The organism is Terrabacter terrigena (assembly GCF_042676085.1).
Lineage (GTDB): Bacteria > Actinomycetota > Actinomycetes > Actinomycetales > Dermatophilaceae > Terrabacter > Terrabacter terrigena.
In genome coordinates, this window is the sequence record NZ_JBHTKH010000026.1 from 1 (window position 1) to 20,799 (window position 20,799).

At 66.3% G+C, this 20,799-nt stretch carries 17 protein-coding genes and 1 pseudogene; 11 read left to right on the forward strand and 7 right to left on the reverse strand.

Annotated features, from left to right (window positions below):
- Positions 1–134: 134 nt before the first annotated feature.
- Positions 135–1,157: a LacI family DNA-binding transcriptional regulator gene (locus ACFQ2V_RS20850; protein WP_386054883.1), complete on the reverse strand. Its 1,023-nt coding sequence runs from the start codon at positions 1,155–1,157 to the stop codon at positions 135–137.
- A 219-nt stretch (positions 1,158–1,376) separates the two neighbouring features.
- Here ACFQ2V_RS20850 and ACFQ2V_RS20855 point away from each other — a divergent pair, with 219 nt between their 5' ends.
- From ACFQ2V_RS20855 to istB, 9 genes and pseudogenes are all read left to right on the forward strand, one after another.
- A complete protein-coding gene (locus tag ACFQ2V_RS20855) occupies positions 1,377–2,669 on the forward strand; it encodes an ABC transporter substrate-binding protein (protein WP_386054885.1) in 1,293 nt (430 codons plus the stop codon).
- Complete coding sequence (locus ACFQ2V_RS20860; protein ID WP_386054887.1) at positions 2,670–3,626, forward strand: carbohydrate ABC transporter permease; 957 nt, start codon at positions 2,670–2,672, stop codon at positions 3,624–3,626.
- Positions 3,626–4,576, forward strand: coding sequence for a carbohydrate ABC transporter permease (locus tag ACFQ2V_RS20865; RefSeq protein ID WP_386054889.1), 951 nt, complete (start codon positions 3,626–3,628; stop codon positions 4,574–4,576). The genes ACFQ2V_RS20860 and ACFQ2V_RS20865 overlap by 1 nt, the downstream gene beginning before the upstream one ends.
- A gap of 3 nt (positions 4,577–4,579) precedes the next feature.
- Positions 4,580–5,581, forward strand: coding sequence for a glycosyl hydrolase family 32 (locus ACFQ2V_RS20870; protein WP_449343051.1), 1,002 nt, complete (start codon positions 4,580–4,582; stop codon positions 5,579–5,581).
- 192 nt (positions 5,582–5,773) lie between these two features.
- The gene (locus ACFQ2V_RS20875; protein WP_386054891.1) at positions 5,774–7,588 is read left to right on the forward strand and encodes a DNA/RNA helicase domain-containing protein; all 1,815 of its coding nucleotides are present in this window, start codon (positions 5,774–5,776) and stop codon (positions 7,586–7,588) included.
- A gap of 776 nt (positions 7,589–8,364) precedes the next feature.
- Entirely contained in the window at positions 8,365–9,183 is an 819-nt protein-coding gene (locus ACFQ2V_RS20880) for a nuclease-related domain-containing protein (RefSeq protein WP_386054893.1), read from the forward strand.
- Between the two features lie 1,110 nt (positions 9,184–10,293).
- Positions 10,294–10,848, forward strand: coding sequence for a hypothetical protein (locus ACFQ2V_RS20885; protein WP_386054895.1), 555 nt, complete (start codon positions 10,294–10,296; stop codon positions 10,846–10,848).
- Positions 10,849–11,127: 279 nt separating this feature from the next.
- Positions 11,128–12,374 (forward strand): annotated as a pseudogene (gene istA / locus ACFQ2V_RS20890) (IS21 family transposase).
- The gene (gene istB / locus ACFQ2V_RS20895; RefSeq protein WP_386054897.1) at positions 12,374–13,201 is read left to right on the forward strand and encodes an IS21-like element helper ATPase IstB; all 828 of its coding nucleotides are present in this window, start codon (positions 12,374–12,376) and stop codon (positions 13,199–13,201) included. Before istA ends, istB begins: the two are co-directional and overlap by 1 nt.
- A gap of 482 nt (positions 13,202–13,683) precedes the next feature.
- Here istB and ACFQ2V_RS20900 read toward each other — a convergent pair whose 3' ends face one another.
- The 3 genes from ACFQ2V_RS20900 to ACFQ2V_RS20910 all read right to left on the reverse strand — a co-directional run bounded on the left by ACFQ2V_RS20900 (position 13,684) and on the right by ACFQ2V_RS20910 (position 16,303).
- Positions 13,684–14,016 (reverse strand): histone-like nucleoid-structuring protein Lsr2, encoded by a 333-nt coding sequence (locus ACFQ2V_RS20900; protein ID WP_386054898.1) that lies wholly within the window; start codon positions 14,014–14,016, stop codon positions 13,684–13,686.
- Between the two features lie 362 nt (positions 14,017–14,378).
- The gene (locus ACFQ2V_RS20905; protein WP_386054900.1) at positions 14,379–15,038 is read right to left on the reverse strand and encodes an HNH endonuclease; all 660 of its coding nucleotides are present in this window, start codon (positions 15,036–15,038) and stop codon (positions 14,379–14,381) included.
- Entirely contained in the window at positions 15,035–16,303 is a 1,269-nt protein-coding gene (locus ACFQ2V_RS20910) for an AAA family ATPase (protein WP_386054902.1), read from the reverse strand. Before ACFQ2V_RS20910 ends, ACFQ2V_RS20905 begins: the two co-directional genes overlap by 4 nt.
- 764 nt (positions 16,304–17,067) lie before the next feature.
- On the opposite strand from ACFQ2V_RS20910, the gene ACFQ2V_RS20915 reads away from it, so the two are divergent.
- Positions 17,068–17,262 carry a DUF4177 domain-containing protein gene (locus ACFQ2V_RS20915; protein WP_386054904.1) on the forward strand — a complete coding sequence of 65 codons (195 nt, stop codon included), beginning with the start codon at positions 17,068–17,070 and terminating at the stop codon, positions 17,260–17,262.
- Positions 17,263–17,368: 106 nt separating this feature from the next.
- Positions 17,369–18,235, forward strand: a complete 867-nt coding sequence (locus ACFQ2V_RS20920) for a helix-turn-helix transcriptional regulator (protein ID WP_386054905.1) — start codon at positions 17,369–17,371, stop codon at positions 18,233–18,235.
- Positions 18,236–18,484: 249 nt separating this feature from the next.
- Here the strand turns inward: ACFQ2V_RS20920 and ACFQ2V_RS20925 are convergent, their stop codons facing one another.
- The 3 genes from ACFQ2V_RS20925 to ACFQ2V_RS20935 form a co-directional block, all read right to left on the reverse strand.
- Positions 18,485–19,066 carry a hypothetical protein gene (locus tag ACFQ2V_RS20925; RefSeq protein WP_386054907.1) on the reverse strand — a complete coding sequence of 194 codons (582 nt, stop codon included), beginning with the start codon at positions 19,064–19,066 and terminating at the stop codon, positions 18,485–18,487.
- Positions 19,067–19,160: 94 nt separating this feature from the next.
- Positions 19,161–19,652, reverse strand: a complete 492-nt coding sequence (locus tag ACFQ2V_RS20930; protein WP_386054908.1) for a hypothetical protein — start codon at positions 19,650–19,652, stop codon at positions 19,161–19,163.
- Positions 19,653–19,719: 67 nt separating this feature from the next.
- The gene (locus tag ACFQ2V_RS20935; protein WP_386054910.1) at positions 19,720–20,697 is read right to left on the reverse strand and encodes an ERCC4 domain-containing protein; all 978 of its coding nucleotides are present in this window, start codon (positions 20,695–20,697) and stop codon (positions 19,720–19,722) included.
- Positions 20,698–20,799 lie beyond the last annotated feature (102 nt).

The following is a 20,799-nucleotide window of genomic DNA, read 5'->3' on the forward strand; positions in this document are numbered from 1 at the left end:
TGAGCCGGCTCCTCAGGAGCTCGAGCGTCGACGGTTCCGGGTCCATGAGTCGAACATATCTTCGACCACCGACAGTGCTCGGGCCGTCGCCCACACGCCTTGACGCCGACCGACGCGCGCAGACAGGGGAGCCGTCAGTTCATGGCGCGGATCGAGCCTCGCACCTGGAGCGGCATCTCGACGAGGTGCTCGCCCGGCGTCGGGTCGGGGGCGAGCAGCAGCTCCAGCGCCCGCCGCCCCATCTCGAGGTAGGGCAGCCGAGCGGTGGTCAGGCCGGGCCGCAGGTACGAGGCGATCTGGTCGTCGTCGAACGACGCGACCGACAGGTCGTCTGGAACGCGAAGCCCCTTCTCGTGCATGGCCTGCTCGGCGCCGAACGCGACCCGGTCGTTGAGGCAGAGCAGCGCAGTCGCAGGGGCGCCGGACTCGAGCACCCCCTTGGCTGCGTCGTAGCCGTTCCACGGCTCCCACTTCTCGATGTCCGCAACCGCCACGGGCGTCACGCCGGCTTCGGACAGCGCCCGGTGGATCCCGTCGAAGCGGCGGCCGATCGTCACGGAGACCTGGGGGTCGGTGCGCGCGATCGGGGCGTTGCCGATGATGGCGATCCCGTCGCGGTGTCCGGCGTCGAGCAGGTGGCGCGTGACGGCATACCCGGCCTGCTCCTCGTCGGGGAGGACGGCGACGCGCACGTCGGGGCTGACGCAGTTGACGGTGACGGTGCGCATGCCGTCGGGAAGTGGCGGGAGGTCGATGAGGCGTGCCGACAGTGCTCCGAAGATGAGCCCGTCGACCTGCCGGTCGGCCATCGAGTCCAGTGCCTTGCGCAGCTGCTTGGGGTGGTTGAAGGTCTCGGCGATGAGGACGCCGCGGTCGCTCTCGTCGGCGGCGTCGAGGAGGCCGCGGATCATGGCCGAGGCGAAGCGGGTCACCGTGACGTCGTCGGAGATGAAGCCGACGGTGCCGGTGGTGCCGAGGCGCAGCGAGCGGGCTTGGGGGTTGGGGCGGTAGTTGAGCTCGCGCGCGGCCTCGTGGATGCGAGCGACGGCGTCGGCGGACAGGCGCGAGCCGGGTCGGTTGTTGAGCACCAGGCTCACGGCCGTCTTCGACATGCCCGCCCGCTCAGCCACGTCGGCGAGCGTCGTCCGCTTGTTCACTCCCACCCCTTCGTCGTCGCGTCGTCGCGACCTCGCGTATGCCGTGTGCACCCTTCCCGGGTGTCCGGCGCAAGCGTACGCCACGGTAACCGCACTCGACGGCATACCGGCAGGTGAAAAGGTTTTAGCAATCTCTTGTGCGACCGACTGGCCGACCGCTACCGTCTGCGCTGAAAGGATTTAGCAACGATGCTGGCCTGACCACTCACGGAGGAACCGATGAAGCTCACCCCCACCCACAAGCGCATCGCCGTCGGCCTGCTCGCCGCCGCGCTGCCCCTGTCCATGGCCGCCTGCACGAAGGGCGGCAGCTCGAGCTCCGGTGGCGGGGGCGAGCTGACGATGTGGACCCACAACGCCGGCAACAAGGCCGAGCTCGCGGCGATCCAGAAGATCGTCACCGACTACAACGCCAGCCAGAGCAAGTACAAGGTCAAGGTGCAGGCGTTCCCGCAGGACTCCTACAACCAGTCCGTCGTCGCGGCCGCGGCCAGCAAGAAGCTCCCGTGCATCCTCGACATCGACGGCCCGAACGTGCCGAACTGGGCGTGGGCCGGCTACCTCGCCCCGCTCGACGGCCTCGAGGGCACGCTGTCGAAGTACCTCCCGACCGTGCTCGGCAAGGTCAACGACAAGATCTACTCCTACGGCTACTACGACGTCGCGCTCGTCATGGTCACCCGCAAGAGCATCCTCGACAAGTACGGCATCCGCGTCCCGACGATCGAGAAGCCGTGGACGAAGGACGAGTTCACCGCGGCCCTCAAGAAGATCAAGGCCTCCGGCGACTTCCAGAACCCGCTCGACATCGCGACGAGCTTCACCGGCGAGTGGTGGCCCTACGCCTACTCCCCGATGCTGCAGAGCGTCGGCGGCGACCTCATCAACCGCGACGGCTACAAGACCGCCGACGGCGTGCTCAACGGCCCCAAGGCCGTCGAGTGGGCGACGTGGTTCCGCAGCCTCGTCACGCAGGGGCTCGTGCCGCTCAAGTCCGGCGCCGACCCGGCCAAGGACTTCATCAACGGCAAGTCCGCGATCCTCTACAACGGCACGTGGACGGCGGTCGACACGCGCAAGGCCTTCGGCAAGGACACGCTCTTCCTCCCGCCGCCGGACCTCGGCAACGGCCCGAAGATCGGTGGCGGCTCGTGGCAGTGGGGCATCTCGACGAACTGCTCCGACCAGGCCGGCGCTCTCGACTACATGAAGTTCGCGGCGCAGGACAAGTACGTGGCCTCGGTGGCTCGCGACACGAACAACATCCCGGCGACCGACGCCGCGGCGGCCCAGGTCAAGGGCTACGAGAAGGGCGGGGAGAACCAGCTCTTCCTCGACTACGCGAAGAAGTTCGCCGTGCTGCGTCCGGTGACGCCCGGATACCCCTTCATCGCGACGGAGTTCACGAAGACCGCCCAGGACATCCTCAACGGCGCCGACCCGAAGCAGGCGCTCGACCAGGCCGTCAAGAACATCGACGCCAACCAGAAGTCCAACGGCTACTTCCAGTGAGTGACTGACATGACCACCATCACCGCAGCCGAGAACGCCTCGGCGACGACGCGACAGGGGAGGCGCGCCCGGCGCGCCACCCCGGTGAAGGGCTCCCGCTCGTCGACGACGACGGCGCTGCTCATGCTGGCACCCGCCGCGGTCCTGCTCGTCACGTTCCTGCTCGTGCCGATCGGGCTGACCTTCGGGCTCGCGTTCACCAATGCGCGCCTGATCAGCCCGCGGCCGGCGGAGTTCATCGGCGTCGACAACTTCGTGCGGCTCTTCGAGGACGAGACGTTCTGGAAGTCGCTGCGCAACACGATCCTCTTCGCGGCGGTCATCGTGCCGGTGCAGTCGGCGTGCGCGCTCGGCCTGGCGCTGCTCGTCAACGTCAAGATGCGCGGGGTCAACTTCTTCCGCACGATCTACTTCCTGCCGGTCGTCACCTCGATGGTCGTCGTGTCGATGCTGTGGCTGTTCATGTACCAGAAGAACGGCCTCATCAACCAGGTGCTCCTCAAGTTCGGCATCGAGGGGCCCGACTGGCTCGGCGACCCGAAGACGGCGCTGCTCGCGATCATCCTCATGTCGGCGTGGCAGGCGATGGGCTTCCACATGGTCATCTGGCTCTCCGGCCTGCAGACCATCCCCGGCGACCTCTACGAGGCGGCCGAGCTCGACGGCGCCGGCACGTGGGAGAAGTTCCGCTACGTCACGTGGCCCGGGCTGCGGGCGACACGGACCTTCATCCTCATCACGATCACGATCTCGGCCTTCGCGCTCTTCACGCAGGTCAACATCATGACCCAGGGCGGTCCGCTCGACTCGACCTCGACGGTCGTGCTCATGGCGGTGCGGACCGGCTTCCAGCAGCAGCAGACCGGCTACGCGTCGGCGATCTCCCTCGCCTTCTTCGTGCTGGTGCTGGCCGTCACCCTCGTCAACCGCCACCTCACCCGAGACAAGGACGTCTGATGAGCACCGCGACTGCACCCGGCCTCGGAGCCGACCACCTGGCCCACGTCGCCGAGTCGGCCACGACGGCACCGCGCCGCGGGGGAGACGGACGACACGGCATACGCAAGCCGCTCGCTCTGGTGGGACGGCTGGTGCTGTGCCTCGTCTTCGGGCTGCCGCTGCTCTTCATGTTCGTCAGCAGCTTCAAGCCGGACCTGCAGATCTTCGGCGACCTCGGCAGCTTCGCGGCGTTCCTGCCGACCGGTGACCTGTCGCTCGACAACTACACGGGCGTCTTCGGGCGAGTTCCCTTCGCGCAGTTCATGACCAACTCGGTCGTCATCACGGTCGTCACGGTGGTGCTCGGTGTCGTCGTGAACTCGATGGCGGCTTTCGCCTTGGCACGCATCAAGTTCCGGGGGAGCGGGCTCGTGCTCGGGCTCATCCTCGCGACGCTCATCGTGCCCTTCGAGACGCTCGCGCTGCCGCTGCTGTGGTGGGTCAACAAGCTGCCGTTCCTCGGGCCCGACGGGCTGACCGAGGGGTGGCTCGACACCTACCAGGTGCAGATCATCCCGTTCATCGCGAACGCGTTCTCGATCTTCCTCTTCTACCAGTACTTCGACTCGATCCCGAAGGAGCTGGACGAGGCGGCGAAGGTGGACGGGGCCGGCTGGTTCCGGATCTACCGCAGCATCGTCATGCCGCTGTCGGGGCCGGCCGTCGCGACCGTCGCGATCCTCACCTTCCTGCCGACCTGGAACCAGTACCTGTGGCCGCTGATGTCCGTGCAGTCGGAGGAGCTGCGGCCGGTCATGGTGGGTATCGACTACTTCAAGCAGCTCAACACCTCGTGGGGTCAGATCATGGCGTACGCGTCGATGATCACCGCGCCGGTGCTCGTCCTCTTCATCGCCTTCCAGCGATCGTTCATCAACTCCATCGCCTCATCCGGCGTGAAAGGCTGAACCGTGTTTCGTCTACCCGAGGCGTGGGTGTGGGACTTCTGGCTCGTCGACGACGGCGAGCAGTACCACCTGTTCTTCCTGTACGCGTCACGTGCCCTTCGCGACCCGCACGCCCGGCACTACCGGGCGTCGATCGGGCACGCGGTGTCTTCTGATCTTGTTCACTGGGATCGGGTGGTCGACGCGCTCGTGCGCTCCGACGCGCCGGCCTTCGACGACCTCGCGACGTGGACCGGGTCGGTCGTGCGGCACCCGGACGGGCGGTGGTTCATGTTCTACACGGGGGCGACCTTGAATGCCTTCGGGGCCAACGTGCAGTCCATCGGGTATGCCGTCTCGTCCGACCTCTACGAGTGGGACAAGGCGCCGGGGCCGGTGCTGTCGGCTGACGGTGAGATCTACGAGAAGTGGGCGCCAGCGCCGGAGGCGAACTGGCACGACGAGGCGTTCCGCGACCCGTGGGTGTTGGCCGACCCGGATGGAGACGGCTGGCACATGCTGATCACGGCACGGTCTGCTGTCGGGCCTGCTCACGATCCTTCGGACCGAGTGGACCGCGGCGTGGTGGGGCATGCGTGGTCGGCCGATCTCGAGAACTGGGAGCTGCGAGAGCCTCTGTCTTCGCCCGGGGCCGGTTTCGGGCAGCTCGAGGTGTTCCAGACGCACGTGGTCAATGGAAAGCAGGTGCTGCTCTTCAACTGTGCGGTTGGAGACATGCCGGAGGCGGCGCGAGCGGCCGGGATTTCAGGCGGAGTGTGGATCGCGTCTGCCGATTCGGTGCTGGGACCCTACGACCTGGCCGGCGCTCACGAGATCGACGATCCGACGCTCTACGTCGGCAAGTTCATCGACGACCGTGAAACCGGCGAGACCAAGTTCATGGCCTTCCGCAACGAGACCGGCGGCCAGTTCATCGGCGAGATCACCGACCCGTATGCCGTCGCCTGGGACGGCGACCGCCTTGTGTTTGCGCCCAGTCACTCGAAGGTGGACGTCCCAGCCTGAGCGGCGCTCACTGCCGGCCAGTTGGCGTCGATTTCGGACGCCAACTGGCTAGGCTGCCCGTGTCATTGCGGCCCGACGGGCTTCCTCCCGGACATGCCCCCACACCGCACGAGTTACTTCGTGCTGCCAGGGGACCTGTTCGTGCACCTCCTTCGTACGTCCGTCAGAGGCTTTTCGGCTTTGGAGGCCCACTTGGCCGATCGTCTGGCCGAGCAGATGAGCATCCAGACCGGTCGGCGGCCTGCTGCGGGTGAGGCCCGTAGCTGGGAACGCAGCCTTCCCGCCCTTCGAGCGGATCTCGTGTCGGCGGGCCTCGAAGACGTCGAGATGCTCATCGAGTACCAGCTGCCACTGACCAGCAAGCGGGCCGATGTTGTGCTCGCCGGTAAGCACCCGACGTCCGGTCAGCCTTCCTATGTCGTCGTTGAGCTGAAGCAGTGGAGTGCCGCGGAGAGCTTCGAGGGCAGTGACACTCTTGTCTCGGTAGAGCAGTACGGCCGACGTGCCGTTACTCATCCAGCGCTTCAGGTGGCCGACTACTGCGACTACCTCTCGTCGTTCACCGTGATGCTCGCTGAGCAGCCGCACTCGCTGGCCGGCGTGGCGTACCTGCACAACGCCACCGATCTAGGCGTCGCCGACCTGCTCGCAATGCCGCGGACCAAAGACGGGGCCGTGTTCACGGGGCAGCGTCGAGGTGCGTTCGTGGAGTACCTGCGCTCGCTCTTGGCGCCAGGAGAGAGCGGAGCTGACGCGGCAGATGCACTGCTCCGAAGCAAGATCGCACCGAGCAAGCAACTCCTGACCGTTGCGGCCGAAGAAGTGCAACACCGAGAGCAGTTCGTCCTTCTTGACGAGCAGCGAGACGCGTACGAGCACGTGATGCATGCCGTCGAACGGGCCCGACGAGCCAATACGAAGACGGCTGTCGTCGTCAGCGGAGGCCCGGGCAGCGGAAAGTCGGTCATCGCTCTATCCGTCATGGGGGAGCTCTCGCGGCAAGGTCGATCGGTCATGCACGCCACCGGCTCGCGATCTTTCACGATGACCCTGAGAAAGGTGGCTGGTAGACGTGCTCCTCGCGTGCAGAAGCTCTTCACCTACTTCAACTCGTTCATGTCGGCGGAGCCGAACGATCTCGACTGTCTCATCCTCGACGAGGCTCACCGCATCCGCGAGACCTCCGTCAGTCGCTACACGCGCAAGGAGCTTCGGACTGCTGGGCGGCCGCAGATCCACGAGTTGCTCGCCGCGGCGAAGGTGCCGGTGTTCCTCCTCGACGAACACCAGGTCGTCCGCCCAGGCGAGATGGGAACGGTCGAGGACATCGAGGCGCACGCAGGCGGCCTCGGACTACGCGTTGAACACATCAACCTCAATGACCAGTTTCGCTGCGGTGGCTCAGAGGTCTACGTCGAGTGGGTGTTGCGACTGCTCGGTCTCAAGCCGGGCGGCCCGATCGAGTGGAAGGGCGATGACGGGTTCAGCGTGTCGGTGGCTGACACGCCGCAGGAACTTGAGCACATGCTCGCGACGCGGCAAGGCGACGGGTACTCGGCGCGAATGGCGGCTGGCTACTGCTGGCCGTGGAGCGACCCGCGCCCTGACGGCTCCCTGGTCGACGACGTCGAGATTGACGGGTGGTCGCACCCGTGGAACCTCCGCGGCGACCGCTCAGTCGGCGGTGCGCCACCAGCCGCTCTCTGGGCGAGCGACCCCGCCGGATTCGGTCAGGTTGGCTGTGTCTACACCGCGCAAGGCTTCGAGTACGACCACGCTGGAGTCATCATCGGCCCGGACTTCGTGTGGCGAGATGGGCGCTGGTGCACCGTGCGCGACGCGAACAAGGATCCCGACTTCCGGAATCGCACCAAGGTGAGTGACCAACAGTTCGATCGGCTCGTCCGAAACGTCTACAAGGTGCTGCTCACCCGGGGAATGGAGAGTGTGACGGTCTACTCCACTGACCCGCAGACTCGCGATTTCCTCCGTCGGCTGATCCCCTGACTCGGTGGCTGGCCGACGCTGGACGCGGTAGCAACACCGACTGCTGCCCGCTCCCGGCCTGGAAGAACTCGCCGGGACACAGCCTCGCCCCAGGGGACACCCATGGCCCATTGCCGGTGTTCAGAATGGCGAAGTCCGCGCGTACGGCATTTGGGAGTCGGATGACTCGCGGCGGAAAGACGCTGCACGCGGCTGGCCAGTAGTGACAATGTGGGGCATGGGGAAGCGCCATCAGCGGCAGACGTTTGCCGACTTGGTCAAACAGCCGACGTGGTCCGAAACAGATGCGTCGCGGACGCGTCGGCACGTGCCGAGGCCTGGCCGCTTCAATGCTGCTGGCGATTTCTTCGACTTGGATGGCGAGCGCCTTGAGCTCGTGTCAGAAGATGTTAAGGAGCAGGAGGCCCAGGACTTGTGCGACGCAGGGGCGAGCGTCGTCTTCGAGACGTGCGGGTGCAGTGGATCCTATGGTGGCTGCACGCCGCAGTGGCTTACCGATGAGCAGCTTCACGACTTGAAACGGAGTTCCGGGCCGCGATTCACCGGACGCTATGGTGCGCCGTCTTGGCTCGACGTCTGGGCTAGTGACGAGCGCACGGTTGTATTCGCGCATGGGGATGTGGCGTGGGGCCGGGTTTTGACCTGACACCGGTCCGTGGCAGGGCGAGCCGTGTCGCCTCGCGGTGAGGTGCCGCATGTCTTCTGCCGTTTCTTCAGGTTCGTGAAGGCATCCCGCATACGGTGACCCCATGGACGGGGGACTAGACGAGAAGCGCATGCGCTTGCGCTACGCCGGGATTTGTCGTGTCTGTCAGGCGGAGTTGCCGGCGAAGGCGCCGGCGATCTACGAGCGGATGAGCAAGACGGTTCGATGCGTCGATCACGACGCCAGTGGTGCGACGCACCAGATTGCCGGGGGAGCTGTCGAGCCGGCCGTCGTGGACGTCGTCGACTCCGGGACCGCGGGAGCATCGGCGCGGCGGGAGTTCGAGCGTCGTAAGGCAAAGCGTGAAGAACGCATTAGGGCCAATCACCCCAGGCTTGGTGGCCTCATCATCGCGCTCTCGGAAGAGCGACAGTCGACGACGGCCTGGGACATCGGTGCTGCGGGCGAAGAACGACTCGGTAAAGGCCTCGACGGGTTGGCATCGGATACCGTCCGCCTGTTGCACGACCGGAGGATCCCGAGAACCAGGGCGAACATCGACCACATCGCGGTCACCGCCACCGGTGTCTACGTCATCGACGCTAAGAAGTACCGGGGCCGTCCTCACCTCAAAGTTGAAGGTGGGCTCTTCCGGCCCCGCGAGCAGCGACTGCTCGTCGGGTCGCGTGACTGCACCAAGCTGGTCGACGGCGTGCTGAAGCAGGTAGAGGTCGTGCGCGCCCTGCTCGACATCGAGGTCCCCATCCACGGAGTGCTTTGCTTCGTCGAAGCAGACTGGCCCCTCATTGGCGGCGCCTTCACCACCCGTGGCGTCCAAGTTCTCTGGCCGCGAAGGCTCTACGCCCGACTCGAGGCCGAAGGGTCCCTCGAAGCTGACGTGGTCGCTGAGGTCCATCGCATACTCGCCCACGCACTTCCTTCTGCATGAAGGGACGCATGCGCGGAAGAAGGAGACGTAATACGCGGGCCCGAAGAGCCGCGAACCAGGCGATCTAGGGCCCGGCCCTCGGCGCGCAGACGACCCTCGACGGCAGTTGACGACTCGTGCGCGATGGTCGCGGACGCCGCAACAAAAGGTGGCTCGCGTCGCGAGACCAAAACGAGTGACGCTCGAGCGTTCAGAACCGGCAGAGACGAGTCTTCGTGACGAACAGTCTCGACGGCGGCGCGGTCGTCGCCGAAATCCCGTCGTGCAGAAGATCGACGGAAGTGATTACTTGGCCACCGAGCGTCGCGCCCGCAGGGCATGACCCATCAGTGCTGATAACCGTCACGCCATGGAGCAGCTGCTGCAGGTCAAATGCCGTGAGTACGGTGCCGGCCGCGCCGTCCTCGCCAGCTATACCCGCCGGCCCCGCCGGTCCAGCTGGCCCGGGTGAGCCTGCGGGACCGGCGATGCCCTGTGGTCCCTGCGCTCCCGTGGGTCCGGGATGTCCCCGGACCATGTCTTGCACCGCTGGAATGTTCGCGGCGGCCACGACGCCACCGATCCCGCACACAGCGCTCCAGACGCCGAGCCCCACAACAGTGAGCGCCCGCTTTGTCCCCATGCCTGCAAAGAGTGCCCGATGCCAAGACGGTTCGGGGCAGGAACGCGAAAAGGTTTGGGCACCTTCGGAGTCGGCCGACGGCCACTATGCCGGAGAGTTCCCGCCGTCGTTCCACCCCTCTTGAGCGCCACCCCCACCATCGCCCGCGAGGGCGACGCGCAGCGCTGACGCCGCAGAGTCGACCGGTAGGGACTTCCGCGGGAGACTGGCCTCCTCAACCACAGTCACCACTGGCGCCGTGCCTGCCGTGACGCGGCGATATGACGCCTGTGGCGACCTCCAGCCAAAGCCGCCACGACGACTCCTGTCGGCGACGCGCTGCGCGATCAGGCCGGTCGCCGAGCCTTGAGCCCTCCCCGACGTATTAGCCCAGCGGTCGTCGCTTACCGGCAACCTCAGTAACTCAAGGACGTGCTCATCCCAGCATGTCCGCCTCCTCTGACGCATTTGGCAGACATCGTGACAACTGCCACATAAGGTTTGCCGGCATGCGGACATTGATGGGTGGTCTGGTGCTGGTGCTCCTATCAGGCTGCGCTGCCGCTCCAGACGAAAGCGCTCCGGAAGTCGGCGCCGTCGGTGCGACGCAAGAGAAATGGAACTCACTCCACGCTCAGGACGCCCGAGGCCATATCGCGCCGAATGTGGCCTATGATCGCGATCCGAAGTTCGCCGTTGATGGAGACTCTGTCCATGACGCCCGCTTCTATTCGGCAATGTGGACCGGCGATCCACAACGCTTATTTGTTATCCGCATGCGCGAAGTGAGCGGTACGCCGTCCGAGGCCGCTGTCGCTGATGCGTTGAAAATGTTGCCCTCAGACGCGCAGTTCACTGGCCCTCTGCGAGTGCTAGATGTTTGTGCAGTACAGACGCTTGAATCCGAACGGCTCGCCGAAGCATTTGGTGCAAGCGGGGTGGAAGACGGAGGAGGAGTGGCGATCTACCTGTCGAGCGGGGCTGCCGCCGATCACTATGACCCGACCAGCGTCACGGACGTCACCATTGCCAACACGTTCGGTAACACGGACCCGGCCTGCTAGCTGTCACCCGTCCAAGCTCTACCGCACTCATCGGTGCTTTCCACCCTGGCGGGTGCGTGTCGATTCCAAAGCATCCGCATGGATGCAGCACGTCGATGGGCAGCGAACTCGCGGCGATATGACGCGCCCGCCAGGGTCCCACTCCGCCCCCACGTTAGATGTCAGGTCAGCGGGTCCCGCTCGACTCAGACCGAACTGGGCACCGGGGTGTCGCCGACGGCTGAAGACTGATCAGAAACGACGGGTGAAATCTGACCACCTGCCGTGACCCTGTGGAGGGTGATCAGTGTGGAGGACTGGGCCGAGGTTCGTCGGTTACGCCGGGCGAGCGGTTGCCGATCGCGGCGATCGCCCGTCGGCTGGGGATCGCGAGGAACACGGTGAAGAAGGCGTTGTCCACCGATGACCCTCCGAGGTATCAGCGCCCGGCCAAGGGCTCGGCGGTGGACGCGGTCGAGGCCCAGGTGCGCGAGCTGCTGGCCTCGACGCCCACGATGCCGGCGACGGTGATCGCGCAGCGGATCGGGTGGGAGCGGTCACTGACGGTGCTCAAGGACCGGGTGCGGGTGCTGCGGCCGTTGTACCTGCCGCCGGACCCGGCCTCCAGGACGGAGTACCTGCCGGGTGAGCGGATGCAGTGCGACCTGTGGTTCCCGCCGGTCGAGGTCCCGCTCGGGTTCGATCAGGTCGGCGCTCCTCCGGTGCTGGTGATGGCCTCGGGGTACTCGCGGATGCTGTTCGCGGTGATGGTCCCCTCCCGGCAGGGCCCGGACCTGATCGCCGGACACTGGCAGCTGCTGCAGCAGGCCGGTGCGGTTCCGCGGATGTTGGTGTGGGACAACGAGAGTGCGGTCGGCTCGTGGCGGGCCGGCCGACCGAAGCTGACCGATGACTTCGAGGCGTTCCGTGGCACGTTGGGGATCGCGGTGCACCAGTGCCGCCCCCGCGACCCGGAGGCCAAGGGCATCGTCGAGCGGGCCAACGGCTACCTGGAATCCTCGTTCCTGCCCGGGCGGGCCTTCAGCCCCCCGGCCGACTTCAACATCCAACTGACCGACTGGCTCGCGGTGGCGAACACCCGGCACGTGCGCCGGATCGGATGTGCCCCGACGGCCCGTTGGGCCGCCGACCAGGCCGGCATGCTGGCGCTGCCGCCGGTCGCGCCAACGATCGGATGGCGCACCCAGGTCCGCCTACCGCGGGACCACTACGTGCGCATCGACAGCAACGACTACTCCGTCGACCCGGCCTGTGTCGGGCGCAAGGTGGACGTGCTGGCCGACCTGGCGCAGGTCACCGCCACCCTCGACGGACGGGTGGTGGCCGTGCACGACCGGTGCTGGGCGCGACACCAGAGCCTGACCGACCCGGTCCACCACCAAGCCGCGCTCGAGCTCGCGCACCGCGCCAGGCGGCGACCCGGCACCACCGACCGCACCGACCCAGGTGAGGTGGAGCAACGCGACCTCGCCGCCTACGACGCAGCCTTCGGCCTGAACGCCCGGACCGAGGACGAGGTCGCCTGATGGCCACCACCAACACCGTCAAGAGCACGGGCAGGACACCGCGGGCCGTGAACGGGCGCGACATCGCCAGCGAGCTGGCCTACGTGACCCGAGCATTGAAGGCCCCCAGCCTGCGCGAGGCCATCGACCGGCTCGCCGAACGGGCCCGGGCCGAGTCCTGGACCCACGAGGAATACCTACTCGCCTGCCTACAACGCGAGGTGTCCGCCCGGGACGCGCACGGCGGCGAAGGCCGGATCCGCGCCGCCCGTTTCCCGGCCCGCAAGTCCCTCGAAGAGTTCGACTTCGACCACGCCCGCGGCCTACGACGCGACCTGATCGCCCACCTCGGCGCCCTCGACTTCGTCACCGCCAGAGAGAACGTTGTTTTCCTCGGCCCGCCCGGCACCGGCAAGACCCACGTTGCCACCGGGATCGCGATCCGCGCCTGCCAGGCCGGGCACCGGGTCCTGTTCGCGACCGCGTCCGAATGGGTCGACCGACTCGCTACCGCCCATCGCGACGGACGCCTGCAGGACGAGCTGCGCAAGCTGGGCCGCTACCCGCTGCTGGTCATCGACGAGGTCGGCTACATCCCGTTCGAACCCGAAGCAGCGAACCTGTTCTTCCAGCTCGTCTCCTCCCGCTACGAACGCGCCTCCCTCATCGTCACCAGCAACAAGCCCTTCGGCCGATGGGGCGAAGTCTTCGGCGACGACGTCGTCGCGGCAGCGATGATCGACCGGCTCGTCCACCACGCCGAGGTCATCGCCCTCAAAGGCGACTCCTACAGGCTCAAGAACCGCGACCTGGGCCGCGTCCCCGCGGCCAGCGGATCCGAGGACTAGCAAGGCCAGGTGGTCAGATTTCAGCCGTCGATCCCTGGTCAGATTTCACCCGTCGTTGACACGGGTTGGAACCTGGCACCGCCGGGTACTCCGCCCTCATGAAGTTGATACGAAGCGCCGCAGCAATCGCCATCGCCAAGAGGCTGTACGAGGAGGCCCGCAAGCCGCAGAACCAAGCGAAGCTCAAGGCTGCTATAGACCGTGCGAGGTCGAAGAACAAACCTCGCGCGAATTGATGAGGACTGCTTGGGGAGCGCAACACCTCAGGCATGAAGGAGTAGTAGCCGGTGGCAACCGCCGACTGAGCGGTGGTCGAGTCGCTCTCGGTGGATCGACGCAGCCCGGCCGGCGGCAATGGCCCCTACTCGGCGAAGAGGACCGCGAGAGGTCGACCTTGCTGTGTTGAATCCGATGAAGGATGCTTCAGCGATGCGCTTATCTGGAACCCTCGTCCGGTGCGCGCCGAGGGCGCATCGCGCCGCTCAGTGGCGTGCGTCGAAGGCGGAAACGACCTTCTGAGGGATCCGTCCCCGTGCCGGCACGGTGTGCCCGTTGGTGTGCGCCCACGCTCGGATTTCTGCGTTGCGGGAGTGTCCAGTCGAGGGAATCGTGACTCGGTTTCGCCCGGTGGCGGCCTGCGCACCGGCTTTGCGGGCCGCCGCTACGTAACGCCTTAGAGATTCCCTCATCGCCGTCGCGTTCTTCTCGGACAAGTCAATCTCATAGGTGCCGCCATCGACGGCGAACGTAATGGTTTCCGCAGCTTGCGTACCGTCTAGGTCATCGATCAGGGTGACGACCTTCTGTTGGGCCATGGCGCGATCGTACGGGGCGGCGCGGAAGGCGAGGATAGGGCTCGAACATAGAGCAGACGGGGAGGGGTGTGCGGCGCGCCCGGCTGGCGGCGTTATGACGCGGCGGCGTGGGTCGTGGGAAGTTCGCGATCGGGCGATCTGGATGGGCCGCACCGCTTCGCTGCGAGGGGGTGCTACACCGTTTGAGGGCACGGGGTGTGTTCGCAGGGGGTGCTACACCGTTTGAGGGCACGGGGTGTGTTCGCAGGGGGTGCTACACCGTTTGAGGGCACGAGGTGTGTTCGCAGGGGGTGCGCGACCGCCTCTATGGGGACGATGCCCAGCCCTGCCCAGCACCGGACGAGTTGTGTTGCTACTTCGAGTCAAGCGGTCTCGCTCGCTGCCGGCTTCTCGATGGGAAAGCGATAGCTCATGAGCAGTTGTGTGACCGATTGACTGAACTCCCCTTCGGATGCGTCCATGCGCAACGCCTCGGCAAGCGATGTGCGGAGGGGCTCTTCAGCGGAGTGCCACCTTTCCAGCAGTTCCCTCACATCTTGCAACCGCTTTGCGCGCTGCTTCATGAGGCCAAAACGATTGAGCTGCAACTTTTTCACGGTGAGCTCTCCCCGCTGACTGCCCAAGGCCCATTGCACGATCGACCCATGAAACGCAAGGTGTGCCGAGGGATCGTCTTGATACGGGTCAAGGAGGCCCTCCGTTTCATGATAAAATGCGCCCTTATGCGTATTGCATGGGCCACACGCTGTGGTCAGATTGTGCCAGCGATGAGCCAGATCCGGCTTGCTGGCGCGAGGAATTATGTGCTCGACGTGCGGATGCACGACATCATCAACGAAGCCCTCACAATACGCACACTTGGCATCAGTCTCCTGTGCTAGGGCTCGCTTTATATCAAGATGCCTCCATCTCTCGTTGCGCTTCTCATGAGGTGTACCTCTCGCCGCCAGGTAACTAACGGTCCACGCGTCTTCATTCGCGACCAGCACTGCAGGCTTGGGACCCTTCACTAAGTGCCTCACCGATAGTCCCCTCGATACGGCGAGTCATCCGTCACGCTGATGATCGCATTAGGGAACTCAGACTCGAGGCCATTCTCCTCAAGTTCCCGACGAAGACTGCGAAGCTGTTCGGATGTCAGCGAATCCGAGACGTAGCGCTCAATGATCGAGTCGAACTTCTCCTCCGCCCATCGAGGGGTAGTGCTCTCCAGTCCAAGTACCCGTGTGAGCGTCCTCTCCGCGCTTGCAGCCTTGTTGGCGTAATCAAGCTTCGCGGAGTTGACTCGGCGATTCTCGTCGTAGTCCAGGACGTAGACCGCGGAGTCGGGACTCGCGGTCACTACGAAGGGACTATGGGTAGCGACAACGAACTGCACCTTTGGGAAGGCTCTCAAGAGGCTGGGTATAATCTCTTTTTGAAGGCTCGGGTGCAGATGATTCTCTGGTTCGTCAATAAGAACGACGAAGTCAGGTTTGTCCCTTGATCGCAGGAAGATCTGCCAAGACATCTCGATTATTGAGGATAACCCTCCCGAGGCTTCTTCGAAAATGAAATCTCCGGATCCTGTTTCGAGGAGAACATCTGGCATGCGTATGCGGAGCCTTTGAAAGCCTAAGGACGCAGGCATCACGCTTCGAAGTACCTCTTGGAAACCGACCCAAATATCCTGAGCGGTCGGGTTTGGCTCGACCGACTGATTGCCTTCTCCGAAGACGGCCGCCGATATAAGGCTCTCTTTTAGGGCAAGCGTAGGTGTCCGTCCAGAATAACCGCCGAGCCACCTAGTCCGCACTTCGGTCGTGAACTGCTCAAGAATTTGTTCAGGAGAACTGAACAGTGCCGGAATAGCACTGATACCCGCATAATTGCCAGGTATCGCTCGATGCGATGTCAGGTAGATGCCGCGCACCTGCTGTAGCCCATTATCGAACGAGACCTCATACTGTTGCCGCTCGCTGGGCGTACCCTCTGGGACGCTCATGTTCGTCATATGGCCGGTTCCGTAAGTCAATTGGCCAATCCATGGCGCAGTATTCCGCACGAAAGGGCTCCCGCCGGGAGACCACACGTTGACGCCTTTTCGGGCGATAGGTGCGAAAGAGAATGCACGCGACCAGTTGAAGTGCCTCCCCAAGATGTTGAGAAGCGTGCTCTTGCCGCTGCCGTTCGCCCCGGTCAGCACCGTCAAGTTCGGGTGGAAGTCGATCTCAACCTCGCCAAACTGGCGCCAGTTGGACAGTGTCAGCCTGGCAAAGGGTGCAAACCTGCTGTCGATTGCGTCCATGTAGATATTCTTAGCAGGCTTTCACTTGCGCTTCGTGATTGGGCGGAGGCAGATTGGGAGTTTGTGGGGTTGCCGGCCTCGGTGCCCCCGGCGGCGAGTACGTTGAGGCCGCTGGTCCCACGACCTCGAGCGAACGTCCCCCTGTCGTGTCATCGTGCCGGGACGGACAGGTCGTCGAGATGGTCCCCCTTGACAACGAACTTGCGGATGCTGCCCCGCCAGGGGACCTCGGCTGATGTGCGGGATGACGAGATGGAGGCGGGAGCCGTCTGCCGGCGTCGTCCGAGAAGGGACGGCTGAAGGTCCGACGCGCCGACCGCTGCTCTTCAGCATGCGTTCGACGAGGTCGCGCACGTCCTCGGCCGTGAGGTTCGTGGGGGTCGGCTCGGCAATGCTGCCGCCGCGAGCCACGAAGACCCGAGTGGGCTCGTGGATACAGACCCCCCGGCCCAAGGGTCACGCACCCGGGATCGTGCACAACGCGGCCAACGTCATATTGGGCGGAATGAGCGCGGCCAGGGGGCGCAACGGCCTGCCGTCCGTGGCGAGACGGCCAACCGGCGACCCTTGCCTGGATGACGTGGCACTGCGCTGGTTCGAGGGGCCAAAACCCTTGGTCGGGGTGCGCACCCGTCCGGCTATTGAGGTGGCTTGTCGCCTTGCCCTCAGCGGGGGGCGACGCACGCGTACGGCCTGAGCAAGATGAACCCCGGCCCATGAGATTCGACCTATGGTCGAGACACCACGACACGAGAGGGGACGTCATGCCGCAGTACAAGGTCGTCGAGCTCCGCGAGGGAATGATCGGCGGGAAGATGTCCGGCGACAAGCTCGAGAAAGTGCTCAACGAGTACGGCTCCAAGGGCTGGTCGCTCAAGGCGATCACCTCCGTCGACGTGAAGGGCCGCATCGGCCCCGGCGGCGTCAGCGGCGTCCTCGTCACCTTCGAGAAGGAGTAGCGCGGCGCAGCCGGGCGCTGTAATACCGCAAACCGGCCCCCAGCCAGCACACGGCTTTACCATCGTCTGACGGGCTCTTTACGTCCGCGGTCGAGGGGAGCACGACATGGGGACGGATCGGTCTACCCCTTTGATCGGGGCCGGCGGTCCGCGCGAGGCCGACGTGCTGCGACTGGCCATCGACATCGCCCGCCAGATCGCCGCAGGTGAGCCCTTCAAAGAGGACCTCGTCCGCCGCATGGAGGTCGTGCTCTCGGCGGACGGCGGCTGCGGTCTGGCCACCTTCAGCGCCGACCTCCAGCCCGGCGACGGACCCGACATCGTCGTCTCGGAGGGCTGCATCGTGCTCCCCGGCATGGCCGAGCGCGCCGCGCAGTTCGTCGGCACGCACCCGTCGTTCGCCGCCATGTTCCAGTTCGGCGCCACCCGCCCCGTCCGAACCAGCGACCAGGTACGGATGGATGCGTTCTGGGAGACGGAGGAGTTCGACGCGATGCACGGCTGGATGCCGACGGCCCACTTCCCGGCGTCCATCGCCCTCCAAGTGGCCCCCAGCGGATTCGCGTTCCTCGGACTGCACCGCGACCGTCGCGACTTCACCGACGACGACCTCGACGCCCTCGCCCTGGTCCAGAGCATCATCGCCCCAGCCCTCGCGCTCAACGCGCGCCTCAACGAGGCCACGAGCCGGCTTCGGGCCCTGGCCCTCGAGGACGGATCCGGCCTTCTCGGCCACGAGCAGCTCACGTCACTGACCCCCCGCGAGGAGCAGGTGCTGGCGCTCGCCGCCGGCGGGCTGACCAGCGGCGCCATCGCGCACCGCCTCGGCCTCAGCGAACGCACCGTCCGCAAGCACCTGTCAGCCGTGTACGCGAAGACGGGCCTCCGCGGGCGCGCCGCGGCCACGGCGTGGTGGGCGAAGCAGGGCCGGCGCGGCGACGAGATGCCGACGCCGTCAGGACGCCCCGGCTAGGTGTCGTTTCCGACACCTAGCGCCCGGCTCCTCCTCATTCCATCCTTAATGAGCGGCGTCGCCGTCCTCTCCCCGCGAGGGCACGGCGTCGACGCGAGAGGGGGCCAGAAGTTGGTCGGACCGCCGGCAGCCGGACGACCCACTCCTGGGGGAAATCGAGGGGGATACACAGGGTGCGCCTGGTGGGGCTACTGGGCGCACCCACCCTTGCCCCGCCTACCTCACTCGCGGGACCGAACCGGCGGCGGCTCACTGGCAGTTCGGGCAGACGCCCGAGAGCGGCATCTCCATGAAGCACGTCGGGCAGACGGCGCCGCGTCGCTCTTCGTTGGCGGCTCGGGAGGTCGCGCCGGGCACCGATCGGGAAGTGCGCGGGCTGCGCTCCCGAGCCTCACGCGTACGCGTGTGGACCGTCGGGCGTGCGTCCGCGGGCACGTCGGCGCCCCAGTGCCGGTAGCACTCGAGACGGGCGTTGGCCGCCTGCGTCTCCCGCTCGTCCGGGTCGTCGAGGGGGCGCTGGCCCGCGAGGCGACGGGCCTCGTCGTAGCCCGAGCTGGCCCGCCCGTCCTGCTTGTGCACGACGAGTGACGTCAGCGGCGGCTCGTCACGCGCGTGGTTGACCTTCGCCATGTCGGCGAGCAGGCCACCGATCCACGTGCGCATCTCGGACTTGCTCCACAGTGACGACCGCCGCTGGACCTCCTCGGCCAGCTCGGAGTAGGTGATGACGGCGTCGTAGCGACCGGCCGTCTCCACCAGCACCTCGTACGCGTGCTTCGCCCAGTAGGGGTGCGCCACCTGGGGTGTCACGTAGGTGCCGTTCTCAGACACGGCCGACCCTCCCATTCCGTCACGATCACGACCCGACCAGTCTCCACCTTTGCGCCAAGGGGCTCCACGGCGGGCTGAGCGGCCGTCGGGTGCGTCAGGCCCCGCTGTGAGGAACGGCGTCGATGTGCACCAGGGACAACCGTGGTCGCAGCCGCGGCTCGACGCCGGCGCGCCGGTCACCCACGCCGTGCCACCCGGACGGGGTGACGGCGAAGACCTGGCCCACTGCGGCGTCGATGCAAGGGTCGGCATGAATCCACGCCTCTGCCCACCACTCATCGACTGCCGACCGTGAAGAGGGTGCCCGACGGCACACGACGGTGATGAGGGCGCCTCGACGACGTCGACCCGGTGGACGTGACGGCAGCAGGGCCAACGCGACATCGGTCAACGCGCAGCCGGCCGCGTGGAGGTCCCAGCCGCCAGACGGCTCCTCAGGCAGCGGCGCCGCCGCCAGCATCACCTGCTGCTCGAGGTCCACCGAGGCGACCACCACCAGACCCGAGACGAACGGGTGGAGCCGGTCGATGTCTGTGAGGGTGTCGGCGGGGTCGTCGAGCCTCCGGTACTCCGGTCGTGCGTCCATGGGTGACACGGTGCCATTGCGACCGTGTGGTCCGAGCGCGTCGTCCCCAGGCTGCAGCTGGCGGTCCTCAGCCGCGAGTGCGGAAGGCGTCCCAGACCTCGGGGCGCAGGCGCCCGCGGTCACTGACGGGCAGGCCGTTCGCCAGCGCCCAGGCGCGCACCACCGCGGTGGTCGGCTCCGGCTCGGGCATCGGGCCGGCCTCCGCGAGCTGCCCGATTCGCTCGCCGGCGGCGGCCTCGTCATCCAGCTCACGCAGCGCCGCAGCGAGGAACCGGTACGTCCACTCCTGTGCGAGGGCGCGCGTCTCGGCGAAGACGACCGGCACGCTCGGGTGGCGCGCCTGGCACTCCGCGATCGCGTCCGCCACCACCGCCGGCCGCACGTGCGTGAGGGAGAAGACGCGCGAGTAGCGCTCCTCCACCACCACGGCAGCCCGAGGTATGCCGCTGAGCTCGGCGAGCGCGTACCGGAGCCTTCCGTCGAGCAACGACGACGTGAGGTCCTCGAGGCTCTTGCGCTCGACCGCGGCGACGACACGTCCGTCGACCTCGACGGCGTAGTCGCCCACGTCGAGGCGCTCCTTGCGGGTGGTGACCTGCTGGTGGCTGAACCGCCACGCGTAGCGCTCTCTGGCGTCGACGAGGATCTCGAGCGGCCCGGCGACGGCGTCGGCCACGATGGCCGCGCGGGCCGTCGGGAGGCGGACGGAAGGGCGGGCCTGCTTCGCCGTGCGGGCGCTCTGCCAGAAGATGGCCTCGCGACCCTTGACATGCGTCAGCACGAACTGCGACCGGCTCTCTCGGGCTCGGTCGAGGACGAGCTCGATGGCGGCCCCGCGACGCACGCAGACCCGGGTCGCCACCCGCTCCACGACGTCCGCGTCTGCTGGCCACTCCGCGGCGCGGTGGCAGTAGACCTTGCTCGTGCGCGGCCAGGTGTCCTTGCTCTTCAGGACGATCCCGTGCTCGCCGAGCGGGATCCGCACCAGGTAGGGCAACGTGCTCGCCTCGTCCGGGTTGCGGGCGATGAGGAAGTCATCTGGCACGAACCCATCGTGGCCCAGTCAATGCCGATCCGCTCCGCCGACGGGACGAGCCCCGTCGGATCTTGCTCCGCTGAGGGGAGCAAGATCCGAGCGGCCGACCGA